Annotated in this window: 10 protein-coding genes; 1 reads left to right on the forward strand and 9 read right to left on the reverse strand. The window is 62.2% G+C overall.

What is annotated here, in order from left to right; all coding sequences use genetic code 11:
• Positions 1–108: 108 nt before the first annotated feature.
• From gltB to pilM, 8 genes are all read right to left on the reverse strand, one after another.
• The gene (gene gltB, locus ACF8RA_RS10785) at positions 109–4,554 is read right to left on the reverse strand and encodes a glutamate synthase large subunit (protein ID WP_392519154.1); all 4,446 of its coding nucleotides are present in this window, start codon (positions 4,552–4,554) and stop codon (positions 109–111) included.
• 373 nt (positions 4,555–4,927) lie between these two features.
• Positions 4,928–6,502, reverse strand: a complete 1,575-nt coding sequence (locus ACF8RA_RS10790) for an SPOR domain-containing protein (RefSeq protein ID WP_209969437.1) — start codon at positions 6,500–6,502, stop codon at positions 4,928–4,930.
• A gap of 15 nt (positions 6,503–6,517) precedes the next feature.
• Positions 6,518–7,615: a 3-dehydroquinate synthase gene (gene aroB, locus ACF8RA_RS10795; RefSeq protein WP_003249149.1), complete on the reverse strand. Its 1,098-nt coding sequence runs from the start codon at positions 7,613–7,615 to the stop codon at positions 6,518–6,520.
• A gap of 96 nt (positions 7,616–7,711) precedes the next feature.
• A complete protein-coding gene (aroK, locus tag ACF8RA_RS10800) occupies positions 7,712–8,230 on the reverse strand; it encodes a shikimate kinase AroK (protein WP_176684787.1) in 519 nt (172 codons plus the stop codon).
• Positions 8,231–8,234: 4 nt separating this feature from the next.
• Entirely contained in the window at positions 8,235–9,497 is a 1,263-nt protein-coding gene (locus ACF8RA_RS10805) for a type IV pilus secretin PilQ (protein WP_176684786.1), read from the reverse strand.
• Positions 9,421–10,422, reverse strand: a complete 1,002-nt coding sequence (locus ACF8RA_RS10810; RefSeq protein ID WP_176684828.1) for a pilus assembly protein PilP — start codon at positions 10,420–10,422, stop codon at positions 9,421–9,423. Before ACF8RA_RS10810 ends, ACF8RA_RS10805 begins: the two co-directional genes overlap by 77 nt.
• Before the next feature lie 11 nt (positions 10,423–10,433).
• Positions 10,434–10,970, reverse strand: a complete 537-nt coding sequence (locus ACF8RA_RS10815) for a PilN domain-containing protein (RefSeq protein WP_392514404.1) — start codon at positions 10,968–10,970, stop codon at positions 10,434–10,436.
• Positions 10,967–11,848: a type IV pilus biogenesis protein PilM gene (gene pilM, locus ACF8RA_RS10820; RefSeq protein WP_209969431.1), complete on the reverse strand. Its 882-nt coding sequence runs from the start codon at positions 11,846–11,848 to the stop codon at positions 10,967–10,969. Before pilM ends, ACF8RA_RS10815 begins: the two co-directional genes overlap by 4 nt.
• Positions 11,849–12,054: 206 nt before the next feature.
• Here pilM and ACF8RA_RS10825 point away from each other — a divergent pair, with 206 nt between their 5' ends.
• The gene (locus tag ACF8RA_RS10825) at positions 12,055–14,505 is read left to right on the forward strand and encodes a penicillin-binding protein 1A (protein WP_370844389.1); all 2,451 of its coding nucleotides are present in this window, start codon (positions 12,055–12,057) and stop codon (positions 14,503–14,505) included.
• Between the two features lie 178 nt (positions 14,506–14,683).
• On the opposite strand, the gene ACF8RA_RS10830 is transcribed toward ACF8RA_RS10825, so the two are convergent.
• Complete coding sequence (locus tag ACF8RA_RS10830) at positions 14,684–15,952, reverse strand: malic enzyme-like NAD(P)-binding protein (protein WP_003249133.1); 1,269 nt, start codon at positions 15,950–15,952, stop codon at positions 14,684–14,686.
• Positions 15,953–16,004 lie beyond the last annotated feature (52 nt).

A 16,004-nucleotide genomic window follows, 5' to 3' on the forward strand; every position in this document is an offset into this window, starting at 1 on the left:
ACAGCAGCTGCAAGCTACAAGCTGCAAGCCGCAAGACGATCACTTAAGCCGGGCAAACCTCGAACTGCCATTTACTTGCAGCTCGGGGCTTGCCACTTGCAGCTGTTTTTACTGCGGGTTGGCACGGGTGCTGGACAGCAGTTGCTTCAGGTTGGCTGCCTTCGGCTTGACCAGCCAGAAGCGCCGCACGTAGTCGTCCAGGTTCTCCGAGAGCTCACGCCCCCACTCGCTGCCGGTCTCATCCACATACTCGGCAAGGACACGCGCCAGGTGGCTACGGTAGGCCTCCATCGCTTCGCCACTGATACGCTGGATTTCCACCAGCTCGTGGTTGAGCTTGTCGACGAAGCTATTGTCCATGTCGAGCACGTAGGCAAAGCCGCCAGTCATGCCAGAACCGAAGTTGTAACCGGTCTTGCCCAGAATGCAGACAAAGCCACCGGTCATGTATTCACAGCAGTGATCGCCAGTGCCCTCGACAACAGCATGGGCGCCGGAGTTACGAACAGCGAAGCGCTCGCCCGCAGTACCTGCGGCAAACAACTTGCCGCCAGTGGCACCGTACAGGCAGGTGTTGCCGACGATGGCGCTGTGCTGGGTTTCGAACGGGCTGCCGGCTGGCGGCACGATGGTGACCTTGCCACCGGTCATGCCTTTGCCGACGTAATCGTTGGCGTCGCCTTCCAGGTGCAGGTTCAGTCCACCGGCGTTCCACACGCCAAAGCTCTGGCCCGCAGTACCCTTGAAGCGGAAGGTGATCGGCGCCGCGGCCATGCCCTGGTTGCCGTGCAGACGGGCGATTTCGCCCGACACACGCGCACCAATGGAGCGGTCGCAGTTGCAGATGTCGAGGCTGAACTCGCCGCCCGCCTGGTCGCGGATGGCCGGCATGGCCATATCAACCATCTTCTCGGCCAACTCGCCCAGGTCGAACGGCGGGTTCTTGTCGACCTCGCAGAACTGCGGTTTGTCCGCCGGAATGTGCGAGCTGCCCAGCAGCGGCGACAGGTCCAGGTACTGCTGGCGTTCGGTGTCACCTGGCAGCACATCGAGCAGGTCGGTACGGCCGATCAGTTCACCAAGGCTGCGCACGCCCAGCTTGGCCAACCACTCGCGGGTTTCTTCGGCGACGAAGGTGAAGAAGTTGATCACCATGTCGACGGTGCCGATGTAGTGGTCCTTGCGCAGCTTGTCGTTCTGGGTGGCCACGCCGGTGGCGCAGTTGTTCAGGTGGCAGATGCGCAGGTACTTGCAGCCCAGGGCAATCATTGGCGCGGTACCAAAGCCGAAGCTTTCGGCACCGAGGATGGCCGCCTTGATCACGTCCAGGCCGGTTTTCAGGCCGCCGTCGGTCTGCACACGCACCTTGCCGCGCAGGTCGTTGCCGCGCAGGGTCTGGTGGGTTTCCGCCAGGCCCAGCTCCCAAGGGGCGCCGGCATACTTGATCGAGGTCAGCGGCGAAGCACCGGTACCACCGTCGTAACCGGAGATGGTAATCAGGTCTGCATAGGCCTTGGCCACACCAGCGGCGATGGTGCCCACGCCCGCTTCGGCTACCAGCTTGACCGATACCAGCGCCTGCGGGTTGACCTGTTTGAGGTCGTAGATTAGCTGGGCCAGATCTTCGATCGAGTAGATGTCGTGGTGTGGAGGTGGCGAGATCAGGGTCACGCCAGGCACCGCATAACGCAGCTTGGCGATCAGGCCGTTGACCTTTCCGCCCGGCAACTGGCCGCCCTCACCGGGCTTGGCGCCCTGGGCAACCTTGATCTGCAGCACTTCGGCGTTGACCAGGTACTCCGGAGTCACACCAAAACGGCCGGTGGCCACCTGCTTGATCTTCGAACTCTTGATGGTGCCATAGCGCGACGGGTCTTCGCCGCCTTCACCAGAGTTGGAGCGGGCGCCCAGGCGGTTCATGGCCTCGGCCAGCGCTTCGTGAGCTTCCGGCGACAGTGCACCCAGCGAGATCCCCGCCGAGTCAAAGCGCTTGAGAATCGCCTCCAGCGGCTCGATCTGCTCCAGCGCCAGCGGCTGGTCGGCCACCTTCACTTTGAGCAAGTCACGGATCATCGACACCGGGCGCTGGTCCACCAGCGTGGTGTATTCCTTGAACTTGGCGTAGTCGCCCTGCTGCACGGCCGCTTGCAGGGTGTTGACCACGTCCGGGTTGTAGGCGTGGTATTCGCCACCGTGGACGAACTTCAGCAGGCCACCTTGCTGGATCGGCTTGCGCGCGCTCCAGGCTTCGGCCGCCAGCAGCTTCTGGTCGTTTTCCAGGTCTTCGAAGCGCGCACCCTTGATGCGGCTGGACACGCCCTTGAAGCTCAGGCCTACCACTTCCTCGGCCAGGCCGATGGCTTCGAACAGCTGTGCACCGCGGTACGAGGCGATGGTGGAGATCCCCATCTTCGACAGGATCTTCAGCAGGCCCTTGGAAATACCCTTGCGGTAGTACTTGAACACTTCGTCCAGGTCGCCCAGCACTTCGCCGGTACGGATCAGGTCAGCCAGTACTTCATACGCCAGGTACGGGTAAACGGCCGAGGCACCGAAGCCCAGCAGCACGGCGAAGTGATGCGGATCACGGGCGGTAGCGGTTTCCACCAGGATGTTGCTGTCGCAACGCAGACCCTGTTCGGTCAGGCGGTGATGCACGGCACCAACGGCCAGCGACGCGTGCACCGGCAGCTTGCCCGGGGCGATATAACGGTCGCTCAGCACCAGCTGGGTCTTGCCCCCACGCACAGCTTCTTCGGCCTGGTCGGCAATGTTGCGGATGGCCGCTTCCAGGCCGACGCTCTGCTCATAGTTGAGGTCGATCAGCTGGCGGTCGAAGCCTTCGCGCTCCAGGTTCATCAGCGAACGCCACTTGGCAGGCGAGATGACCGGCGAGCTTAGGATTACCCGCGAAGCGTGCTCCGGGGACTCCTGGAAGATGTTGCGCTCGGCACCCAGGCAGATTTCCAGCGACATCACGATCGCTTCGCGCAGCGGGTCGATCGGCGGGTTGGTCACCTGAGCGAACTGCTGGCGGAAGAAATCGTACGGCGAACGCACGCGCTGCGACAGCACGGCCATCGGCGTGTCGTCACCCATCGAACCAACGGCTTCCTGGCCCTGCTCACCCAACGGGCGCAGCACCTGGTCACGCTCTTCGAAGGTAACCTGGAACATCTTCATGTATTGCTTGAGCTGGTCAGCGTCGTAGCTGGCCACGCCCTGGTCGTCGGTCAGTGTCGCCTGGATACGCGTAGCGTGCTGACGCAACCAGCGCTTGTATGGGTGCCGCGACTTCAGGCGGTTGTCGATGGCGTCGGTGTCGAGAATCTGGCCGGTTTCGGTGTCCACGGCAAGGATCTGGCCCGGGCCGACACGGCCCTTGGCCAGCACTTCCTCAGGCTGATAGCCCCATACGCCGATTTCCGAGGCGATGGTGATGTAGCCATTGGTGGTGGTCACCCAGCGCGCCGGGCGCAGACCGTTACGGTCGAGCAGGCACACCGCGTGGCGGCCTTCGGTCATGACGATACCGGCCGGACCATCCCACGGCTCCATGTGCATGGAGTTGTATTCGTAGAAGGCGCGCAGGTCGGCGTCCATGGTCTCGACGTTCTGCCATGCTGGCGGTACCAGCATGCGCACGCCGCGGAACAGGTCGATGCCACCGGTAACCATCAGCTCCAGCATGTTGTCCATGCTCGACGAGTCGGAACCGACGCGGTTGACCAGCGGGCCGAGCTCTTCGAGGTCGGGGATCTGGTCGTTGGCGAACTTGGTGCGACGAGCCACGGCCCAGTTGCGGTTGCCGGTGATGGTGTTGATCTCGCCGTTGTGGGCGAGGAAGCGGAACGGCTGCGCCAGCGGCCATTTTGGCAGGGTGTTGGTGGAGAAGCGCTGGTGGAACACGCAGATCGCGGTTTGCAGGCGCTCGTCACCCAGGTCTGGGTAAAACGCCGCGAGATCGCGCGGCATCATCAGGCCTTTGTAGATGATGGTCTTGTGCGAGAAGCTGCAGATGTAGTGGTCGACGTCATGGGCGTTGGCCACCGACGAACGACGACGGGCACTGAACAGCTTGATGGCGAACTCCTGGTCACTCAGGCCTTCACCGCCAATGAACACCTGCTCGATCTGCGGCAGGCGCTCCAGGGCCAGGCGGCCGAGTACACTAGTGTCGATCGGCACCTTGCGCCAACCGACCAGTTTCAGGCCGGCGGCGAGGATCTCGCGGTCCATGTTGGCGCGGGCAGCTTCGGCTTTGACCGGGTCCTGGTTGAAGAACACCATGCCGACGGCGTACTGCTTGGGCAGCTCGACAGCGAAGTGCTCCTGGGCCACGGCTCGCAGGAACTGATCGGGCTTCTGCATGAGCAGACCGCAACCGTCACCGGTCTTGCCGTCGGCATTGATGCCGCCGCGGTGGGTCATGCACGTCAACGCCTGCATGGCAGTTTGCAGAAGGTGGTGGCTCGGCACGCCCGTCATATGGGCGATCAGGCCAAAACCACAGTTGTCCTTGAATTCTTCGGGATGGTACAGACCTGTTTTCATAGACACATTCTCACCAGGTTCACCTCTCAACGGAGGTAAATCTCTTTTTTAACAACCACTTACCATCCACGCCGATCAAACGCCAGCTTTTTTGCGGTGGTCATGGAAAACCATTGTTGCACAGCGACAGCGATGCCCACAAATTTTCATGTCTCGGCATTGAAAATTTATGTCGCAATTTTGAATGTTTTTGCGCCATGCGCCGTGATAGCGGCTTGACTCGAGTCTGAAGCGTTTCAGCCATGACTGCAACTAGGGGCTTGTGGCCGGCAGTCCGGGACAGAAAAGCCTGCCGCGCTCGGGCGCAGCAGGCTAGTCGAAAGCTAGAATTCGCTTAGCTACTGGGCGGCGGGGTGATGCCGCCCGGAAGGTATCAGCGGGCCGCGGCCAGCTCTTGTTGGACGCTGGCGACGGTACGTGGCCAAGGTTTACCAGCCTGGACCTTCGCTGGCAAGTTCTTGATTGCCGCAACCGCTGCGTCACGGTTGGCGAAACTGCCGTAAGTCACGACGTACAGGGGCTTGCCCTGCAGGGTTTTCTTGAAGTAGCGATAGTCGCCACCCTGGGCCTTGACGTAAGCCTGGGCCGACGCTTCGGAGCTGGTTCCGAGGATCTGCACCACATAGTTGCCAGGCTTCTGCCCGGCATACCAGCCACCATTACCAGCGCTAGCGGCGGCTGGTTTTTCGGCAGCTTTGGGGGCCGGCTTGGCCACGGCGACCTGGGTCGGCGCTGGTGCTGGCTTTACAGGTGCAACCGGCTTGACGGGCTGGGTTGCGACAGGCTTCGGCGCAGGCGCAACCGGCTGGGCAGGCGCCGGGCCAGCCGGCACACCTTGTGGCGGGGCGATGGTGGTCACGGTAGGTGGCGGGTTGCCAGGCTGCAGCGCGGTGTCGCCAGCCGGGCTTCCCTCTTCACCCTCGCCCATGCCTGCGGCTTGGGCCAGCGGTTCGCGCATCACCGGCTGCGACTGGCCAACCAGAGGCAGCGGCATTGGCTGGGAAGAGCCAGAGAACTCGATGGCAGCGCCCTGCTTGCCATCGCCCAGCGGCAACTGGGCTTGGGCGGCCGGCGCTTCGGCAGGGGCCTTGTCGCCTTTCTTGGGCATCAATACCGCGGCCGCAACGGCAACCACGACCACAGCGGACAACGCGAGTACATGTTTTGTAGGCATCTTGAACCCCATGGTTGGTCGCTTGGCCGTCGAGCGGCTGGCGATCATGGTTTCGATCAAAGTGTCACGGGCGACCTGATTGATGTTGCCAGGCCAGCCGTCGGAGTTTTCATGGATATCGGCGATCTGTTCACGGCTGAACACCTCGATGCCCCGGCCTGCCCCTTCCAGGCGCTGCTCCAGATACTCGCGGGTTTCTTCTTCACTGTAGGGCGCAAGCTCGATGATGTGGAACCGCTCTTCCTCGACATTGAGCTCGTCCAGCCCGGCAATCAGCGATGGCTCACCGAACAGAAACACGTGCGGACGCCCTTCAGGTACCCCCGCCGCCAATTCCAGCAACGCTTGGAGTGCAGACTCGTCGAGTTGTTCCGCATCGTCCACCAGCAAATACACTTCCTGCCCGGTCAGTGCCAGTTGCACCACCTTCGACAGGATCGCCTGCACCTCGGGCTGGGCGACACCCAACTCCTGCGCGACCTGCGCGAGCATACTGGAGGCATCGCTGGCGCTGCGGGCTGACACCACCACACTTTGCACAGCCTGCTTGTTGGTACTGGCCACCAGGGCCTGGCGCAGCAGCGACTTGCCGCTGCCCAATGGGCCACTGACCACCAGCATCAACTGGCTATAGCGCGCCAGGTGGTGCAGTTGGCCAAGCACGGGCTTGCGCTGGGCCGGGAAGAACTTGAAGCCAGGTACGCGGGGCGCGAACGGATCATGGCTCAACTGGTAATGGTCGAGAAAGGCCTCATCGGCATGCAAACTTGTCATTGCGCTGTCACAACCTCAAAGCTGGGCCACGATCGCGCGGTAATCCGCCGACAGCGTGGCCTGGAGAATCTCTTTCGAATAGTCGTCGGTCACCACGGCCTCGCCCATCTGGCGCAGCAGCACCAGACGCAAACGGCCGTCGAGCACCTTCTTGTCGACCGCCATGTGCTCCATGAAATGCGCCGGGGTCATTTCCTGTGGTGGCACCACCGGCAAACCTGCGTCCTGCAACAGGCGGATCCCACGATCGCGCTCAGCCTGATCGATCCAGCCAAGGCGCATGGACATTTCCAGAGCCATCACTGTGCCCGCCGCCACGGCTTCGCCGTGCAGCCACACGCCATAGCCCATATGGGTTTCGATAGCATGCCCAAAGGTATGCCCCAGGTTCAGCGTGGCCCGTACGCCAGACTCGCGCTCGTCGGCCCCCACCACTGCAGCCTTGGCCGCGCAAGAACGGCGGATGGCCTCGGTCAGGGCTGCCGAATCGAGGGCACGCAGTGCCTGCATATTGTCTTCGAGCCAGGCGAGGAACGGCTTGTCGCAAATCAGCCCGTACTTGATCACTTCAGCCAGGCCTGCAGACAGCTCGCGCGCTGGCAGGGTCTTGAGGCTGGTGGTATCGATCAGCACCGCATTGGGCTGATAGAAAGCACCGACCATGTTCTTGCCCAGCGGATGATTGATGCCGGTCTTGCCACCCACGGAAGAGTCGACCTGAGACAACAGGGTAGTCGGCACCTGGATGAAGTCGACGCCGCGCTGGTAGCAGGCGGCAGCGAAACCAGCCATGTCACCAATCACGCCCCCACCCAGAGCGACCACAGTCGTACGACGATCATGGCGGGCTGTCAGCAGGCCATCGAAGATCAGTTGCAATGTTTCCCAGTTCTTGTGGGCTTCACCATCGGGCAACACCACTGGCAGTACCGAGTAGGCACCGAGGGCCTTGCTCAGGCGTTCGAGATACAGCGGCGCGACGGTCTCGTTGGAAACGATGGCAACCTGCCGACCCGCGATGTGCGGTGCCAGCAGCTCGGGCTGGTCCAGCAGGCCTTCGCCAATGTAGATCGGGTAGCTACGCTCGCCCAGGTCGACCTTTAGTGTCTGCATGTATCCCCACAATGTACTTGGGCGCGGCGCCATCCGGCGACCTGCGCGATAACGTTGAGCCTCGCCTCGGCGCTGGAAGCCGAGAATAGTCCCGGGTTAACGGGGCGGCAACTGCTGCAAGCGCTCGAGAATATCGATCACCACCATGCGTGGTGGCCGCTCGTCGGTTTCAACCACCAGGTCGGCGATCTCGCGGTAGAGCGGGTCACGGGTTTCCAGCAAGGTGCGCAAGGTCGCCTCGGGATTGGCCGTGCGCAGCAGCGGGCGATTGCGGTCGCGCGCAGTGCGACCGACTTGCTGCTCGACCGAAGCATGCAGGTAGATCACCCGGCCACCCTGATGCAGCGCCCGGCGGTTAGCCTCTCGCATCACCGCGCCACCGCCGGTGGCCAGAACCACACCGTCGAGCGCGCACAGCTCGGCGATCATCGCTTGCTCGCGATCACGGAAACCCGGCTCGCCTTCCTTGTCGAAAATCCACGGGATGTTTGCGCCGCATCGCAGTTCGATTTCCTTATCGGAATCCTTGAACAGCAGGCGCAGCTCTTTGGCCAACAGGCGTCCGATGGTGCTTTTACCAGCGCCCATGGGCCCCACAAGTATCAAATTTCGCACAGAATCAACGACTCACAGCAATCGCCTGGTCACTCATGATACGCGGAGTCAGGAAGACCAGCAGCTCGGATTTTTTCTCTTGTAATGCATCGCGTCGAAACAGCCGCCCAACATACGGCAGATCGCCGAAAAATGGCACCTTGTCGACTACATTGTTTTGCGAAGTCGAGTAGACGCCACCGATCACGATCGTTTCGCCGTCAGCCACACGAACCTTGGCATTGACCTCGTTCTTGCGGATCGGCGGTACGTTGTTCAAGGCATTGACGTAATCCGGCTCGTCCTTGGTCACCCTGACGGTCATGATCACCTTGTTGTCCGGAGTGATCTGTGGCGTTACTTCCAGCGACAGCGAGGCTTCGCGAAACGATACCGAGGTAGCGCCGCTTTGGCTCGTTTCCTGGTAAGGCACCTCGGTACCCTTGAGGATCCTCGCCGTTTCCTTGTCAGCCGTGACCACCTTGGGCTGCGAAATGATTTCGCCGTTGCCGCTTTTTTCCATGGCACTGAGTTCCAGGTCCAGCAACACGTCACCGCGCAACAAACCAAGACCGATACTGCTGCCGGCACGCTCCAGGCCGAGGTCGACGAACAGTTCCTTGCCAGGCCGCAGCTTCTCGCCGTACAGCGGCCCACCCCAGCGTACCCCCAGGCTTTTCTCGTAATCGACGTTAGCCTCGACGATACGCGCCTCGATCGCTACCTGGCGCACCGGCACATCCAACTGCGCCACCAACTGGCGCAACTCGGTCAGGCGCTCAGCGGGCAGATACACCACCAGCGTATTGGTGCGCTCATCGACACTCAGGCTACCCGTGGGGATGCCGTCACCCTCCAGACTTGTCTGCAGCAACTGCGCCAAATCGGCGGCCTTGGCGTGGTGAATGGGCAGCAGCTCCCGACGCAGTGGCTGCAGGTGCCCATCCAGCACCTGACTCACACGGGCGTCTGCTGATTGCGTGGCAAACTCGGCTGCAGGCGCCACCAACAGCACATTGCCCTCCTGACGCCGGGACAGGCCCTTGCTGCGCAGCACCAGATCAAGCGCCTGATCCCACGGCACATCCTGCAAACGCAAAGTGACACTGCCTTGTACTGCATCACTGGCGACCAGGTTGACGCCGGCGTAGTCAGCCAGCACCTGCAGCACTGCTCGCACCTCAACATCCTGGAAGTTCAGCGACAGGGGCTCACCCTGATAAGGCGTCGCCGAAGCCAACGGGATCGACAACAGGGTTGCCAGCAGGTATTTCATCCATGTTCTCATTCGGGTCCGAGGCCTCCTTGCCCAGGCGCTTGGCGAGGGTGATGAACGCTGTGCGCTCGTGCCATACCCCCGCCATGAACAGCCGCTCACGCACTTCGACCTGGCGTTGGTCTATATGCATCACTACCCCCTGATCGCGCCCTACCCGGTCACCCGGACGCACGCGATAAAGCTTGCCAGCCGCCATCAGCAGTGCCTCGCGCGCCGTCCCGCGCGCCAGGCTGCCGACCATTTCCAGCTGCGCCAACGGCACGCCGACCAGACCGGCGCTGGCCACTCGTGCCGCAGCGGGAGCAAACGGATCCACTTCAGGTGCAGCCATTGCGGCCCTTGCCGGCAGGTGCGCCAGCATTGCAGGTGCCTTCATGGGCGTAGCCGCGTGATAGGCATCAACCCGCAACTGCAGACGCAACAACCCAGGCTGGCGATCAACGGCTGCCAGACTCATGTCACTGCTGCGCAGAACCCGTGCCTGGCCTAACCAGTCGTCCAGCCACAACCGCAAGGCCGGATAACGCCCTACCACTTGCACCACCAGCGGTACCTTGCTGAACCCGGCCTGTTGTTCGCCCTCACCTACATCGAGGCGCTCGACAAGCAAGCCATGCGCATGCCCCGACACTGCCAGCCGCTCAAGCAGGTCGCTCATGCTCTCCCCGGCAGCCAGATACCAGTACGCCTCTTGCAACCGCTGCTCGACAAGCACCACTAAAGCCTTCAGCCGCTCCAGTTCTGCCAACTGCGATGCACTGGCTGCCTGCAGCTGGCTCAGCTCGACATGCCTGGCATCCTCACGCGCCTGCTGCTGTAACAGTGGGGGCAGGCGTATCGCGCAGCCGAGGCCGAACAGCACAACAGCTACCAGCACTGGCGCCAACCGTCGGAAGCGGCCTGAGCGCTCGACCACCGCCAGCCAAGCGAGCATCTGTGCTGCACTCACGACCAAAACGCCGCAACGCGAGCGGTCAGCAAAAACTCATCGCCGTCCGGCAGGCTCTTGATGCGCTTGAGTTCCAGATCGAGCAAAACGTTCGAGCGGTTCAAATCGCGCATGAACTGCGCAACCACAGCACCGGACGCAGCCACCCCAGTCATTTGCAAGCGGCCACTATCAAGGCTCAGGTCTAGTAGCTGCACACCTTCAGGCAGCGCCCCTTCAAGGTCGGCGAACACACCGGCCAATACATCCTGATGGGCACGCAGGCCTTCCAAAGCCACCGCACGGGCAAGTAACGCTTCATGCTGTGCACGTACCTCGACCAGCGGCTGCAACTGCTCACCCAGTACGCCAAGGGTCGCTTGGCGCTGGGTATTGGCCAACACCTGCTGCTGCCCGCGTTGGCGGGCCAGCTGATCGACCAGCATCACCGCGCAAAAAGCCAACAGTGCGCCAGCAACCAGCTGGCCTCGAAAGCGCCGCAGCGCCGCCTGACGCTGCCGTTCGCGCCAGGGCAGAAGGTTCAGCCGCATCATGGGCGCAACCCTCCCATGGCCAAGGCGCAGGCCAGAAGCATCGACCCATCGACATGTTCAAGCCCTGCCAGCCCAGGCAGGTACGTGCACGGCACATTCAGCCGGCTGCCAAGGCCTTGCAGCCAGCCCGGATTGATCGATGAGCTGCTGGCAACCCACAACCCCGCGGGCAGGCTCTGCCCGGCAAGCAAAGCCTGCAGGCGCTCTGGCCATTGCCCGCTCATGTCCGGGCCAGCCGTTTGCAGTTCAAAGCGCTGGTACGCCCTGCCCGGCTGCCAGTCATGAAGGGTCACGCTGCGGGCTTCGACACGCAGCAGTGCTGCTCCCTCAAGGCCGCCCCGTGGCAACATGCGGCACAAGGCAATGTTGTCGACCTCGACGGCTTCCAACTGCAAACCCGCCTCCTCGACGACGGCTTCGAGTGACGCCAGCGCACTCTGCCGACAGGCAGCAACCATCACCTCGGAACAATCTGGCTGGTCATGGGAAGCCCCCATGACCTGAAAGTCCAGGGCCAGGTCTTCCAGCGGGAACGGAAACAGCCGCTCTGCATCGGCTAGCAACTGCGCCTCCAACTGTGCCCCATCCTCCTCCACGGGCAGATGGCACAACTTGCAGATAACCTGACTCGCCGGCAGCGCCAGCGCCACCCGGCGTTGCCTGATGCCGCTGCGCCGATAAGCTCGCTGCAGCGCAGCCACCACCACTTCAGGCTTTGCGACCCAGTCATCGGCCAGCGGCGTCTGAAACAGCTCTTGTGCCGACCCCATTACACGGCAGCGCCGATTGCGCTGCTGCAGTTGCATTATCCGAACGGCGTCGGGCGTGATTTCCACCCCCACGAGTGAACCGGCATCCTTGCCGAAGCGTCCAAGCATGGCGACTCCTTTGCTGTCTGTTGCAGCTGCCAAGCGCAGCCACCTGTCGCAACCCCGCGGCAACACTGGGCCGGAGCTACTCATCGAGTCGACGGGTAGCCTGGCCGGTCACCCGGAGAGGCGAAAAATGCTTATAATGCCCAGCGTTTTTTGGTCCACCGGACCTGCGTGCAATCCACTCCCAACCTGGACACCGAAAAGCCTTGATACGTCTGCTGAAGTTCTTCTGGTGGTCTTCCGTCGCAGTCATCTGCGCGCTCGCACTCGGTGTGAGCGGTGCGTTTCTGTATCTTAGCCCCAGCCTGCCCTCGGTCGAGTCCCTCAGAAGCATCCAGTTGCAGATCCCCCTCAGGGTGTACAGCAGCGATGGCAAGCTGATTGCCGAATTCGGCGAAATGCGCCGCTCGCCGATCCGCTTCGCGGATATTCCCCCACAATTCATTCAGGCGCTGCTGTCAGCCGAGGACGACAATTTCCTCAACCATTACGGTGTCGACCCCGGCAGCCTGATGCGAGCCGCGACCCAACTGGTGAAAACCGGTCATATCCAGACCGGCGGTAGCACCATCACCATGCAGGTGGCGAAGAACTTCTTCCTCACCAGCGAGCGCAGCTTCTCACGCAAGACCAACGAAATCCTGCTGGCCCTGCAGATCGAGCGTGAGCTGACCAAGGACGAAATCCTTGAGCTGTACGTGAACAAGATCTACCTGGGCAACCGCGCCTACGGTATCGATGCAGCTGCACAGGTGTACTACGGCAAGTCCATCCGTGACGTGAGCCTGGCGCAGATGGCGATGATCGCGGGCCTGCCCAAGGCACCGTCACGCTTCAACCCGCTGGCCAACCCGGTGCGTGCCAAAGAGCGCCGCGACTGGATCCTCGGGCGCATGTACAAGCTGGGCAAGATCGACGAGGCCAGCTACCAGGCCGCCCTGGCCGAGCCGCTCAACGCCAGCTACCACGTGCCGACGCCTGAGGTGAATGCCCCGTACATCGCTGAAATGGCACGCGCGGAAATGGTCGGCCGCTACGGCAGCGACGCCTACACCGAAGGCTTCCGCGTCACGACCACCGTGCCTAGCGACATGCAGGAAATGGCCAACAAGGCCGTCCTCAAAGGGCTCTCCGATTACGACGAGCGCCACGGCTATCGTGGCCCTGAAGCACGTTTCCCGGGCCGCACCCCGGCAGCCTGGCTGAAGGAGCTGGGCAAGCAACGCACCCTTGGCGGCCTGGAGCCAGCCATTGTCACCCAGGTGGAACAAACCGGCCTCAAGGTGCTGACCCGTGACGGCCAAGAGGCGCAAGTTGCCTGGGACACCATGAAATGGGCGCGTCCGTTCATCAACAACAACGCCCAGGGCCGCGCACCGCAATCGCCGGCCGACGTGGCCCAGGTCGGTGACCTGGTGCGCCTGCAACGCCTCGAAGATGGCACGCTGAAGTTCAGCCAGGTACCCGCTGCGCAAAGCGCCCTGGTCACCCTCGACCCGAACAGCGGCGCCATCCGCGCCCTGGTTGGCGGTTTCTCGTTCGAGCAGAGCAACTACAACCGCGCCGTGCAGGCCAAGCGCCAACCGGGCTCAAGCTTCAAGCCATTCGTCTACAGCGCCGCGCTGGACAGCGGCTACACCGCTTCCAGCCTGGTCAACGATGCGCCGATCGTGTTCGTTGACGAGTCGGTGGATAAAGTGTGGCGACCGAAGAATGACAACAACACCTTCCTCGGCCCTATCCGCATGCGCGAGGCGCTGTACAAGTCGCGTAACCTGGTGTCGATCCGCCTGCTGCAAGCCATGGGCGTGGACCGCACCATCGACTACATCGCCAAGTTCGGCTTCAACAAACAGGACCTGCCGCGCAACCTGTCGCTGGCCCTGGGCACCGCTACCCTGACCCCGATGGAAATTGCCACCGGCTGGAGTACCTTTGCCAACGGTGGCTACAAGATCACCCCGTACCTGATCGACCGCATCGAAAGCCGCAGCGGCGAGACACTGTTCACCGCCAACCCGGCCCGCGTACCGCAAGGTGCCGAAGATCAGGCGGGCCTGGCCGCCCCCGAGCAGCCGATCAGCACTGCGGCTATGCCAGGCGAGGCACCTGCTGCCTTCAGCCAGATGGCCACGGCGCCGCAAGCGCCGGCAGTGGCCGAACAAATCATCGACGGGCGTACCACCTACATCCTCACCAGCATGCTGCAGGACGTGATCAAGCGCGGCACCGGCCGCCGGGCGCTGGCCCTGGGCCGCACCGACCTGGCGGGCAAGACGGGGACCACCAACGAATCCAAGGACGCCTGGTTCTCCGGTTACAACGCCGATTACGTGACTACCGTTTGGGTCGGCTTCGACCAGCCGGAAACCCTCGGCCGCCGCGAATATGGTGGGACTGCGGCACTGCCAATCTGGATGAGCTTCATGGGCGCGGCGCTCAAGGACAAGCCTGCGCATGCCCCGGCAGAGCCGGAAGGCATTCTCAGCTTGCGCGTCGACCCGGTCAGCGGTCGAGCCGCATCGCCGAGCACACCGAATGCCTACTTCGAGCTGTTCAAAGCCGAAGATTCACCGCCGTCGGTGGACGAACTGGGCAATGGCGTGGCACCGGGCAGCCCGCTTCCAGCCGATGAAGCGACGCCGATGGATCTGTTCTAAGGCAGGGCGCCTGACTCAGGTTTTGCGTGGGCGCGTGAATCGAGCGTCGCGCGGGCGGCGCTCGATCTGATAGGCGCCACAAGTGCCCTGACGAACACCCTGCAGCCCTGACACATTCCCAAGCCCCAATAAAAAGCCCCGGCTCATGCGAGCCGGGGCTTTTTAGTGTCGCTGGCAATCAGCCGTTGAACACTTCATCCACGCTGGTCAGCGGGTAATGCTTCGGATAAGGCAGGGTAGCCACGCCAGATTCGATGGCGGCCTTGGCCACAGCATCGGAAACGACGGTGATCAAGCGTGCATCCAGCGGCTTCGGAATGATGTACTCACGGCCGAACTCCAGGCCTTCAACGCCATAGGCCTCGCAAACTTCCTTCGGCACTGGCAGCTTGGCCAGGTCTTTCAGGGCGATTGCAGCAGCGATCTTCATTTCTTCGTTGATACGCTTGGCGCGAACGTCCAGAGCACCACGGAAGATGAACGGGAAGCCCAGCACGTTGTTGACCTGGTTCGGGTAGTCGGAACGACCGGTCGCCATGATCACGTCGTTGCGAGTGGCATGTGCCAGCTCTGGGGAGATTTCCGGGTCTGGGTTCGAGCAGGCGAACACGATCGGGTTGGCAGCCATCGACTTCAGGCCTTCCGGGCTCAGCAGGTTCGGGCCAGACAGGCCTACGAACACGTCGGCACCGTCAAGGGCGTCGGCCAGGGTGCGCTTGTCGGTCGCGTGGGCGAACTGCGCCTTGTACTGGTTCAGGTCGTCACGGCCAGCGTGGATCACGCCACTACGGTCGATCATGAAGATGTTCTCGACCTTCGCACCCATGCTTACCAGCAGTTTCATGCAGGAGATGGCAGCTGCGCCGGCGCCCAGGCAGACGATCTTGGCGTCTTCCAGTTTCTTGCCAGCGATTTCCAGGGCGTTGATCATGCCAGCGGCAGTCACGATGGCAGTACCGTGCTGGTCATCGTGGAACACCGGAATGTCACACTGTTCGATCAGGGTGCGTTCGATTTCAAAGCACTCAGGTGCCTTGATGTCTTCAAGGTTGATGCCACCGAAGGTGATCGAAATGCGGCGAACGGTGTCGATGAACGCTTGCGGGCTTTCCGACTCGACTTCGATGTCGAACACATCGATACCGGCGAAACGCTTGAACAGAACACCCTTGCCTTCCATGACCGGCTTGGAAGCCAGTGGGCCAAGGTCACCCAGACCGAGGATGGCAGTACCATCGGAAATCACCGCAACCAGGTTGCCTTTGCCGGTGTATTTGTAAGCCAGCTCTGGATCACGGCCAATTTCGCGCACCGGCTCTGCAACACCTGGGCTGTAGGCCAGGGCGAGATCACGGGCGGTGGCAGTGGGCTTGGAGAGTTCAACGCTCAGTTTCCCCGGACGAGGTTGAGCGTGATATTCGAGAGCGGCGGTTTTCAGGTCTGACATGGTGGGCATTCCGCTATTTACTGTTCTGACGGACCGCCGAGGATACGCAAAG

It is taken from the genome of Pseudomonas sp. FYR_5, assembly GCF_043106315.1.
Lineage (GTDB): Bacteria > Pseudomonadota > Gammaproteobacteria > Pseudomonadales > Pseudomonadaceae > Aquipseudomonas > Aquipseudomonas putida_Y.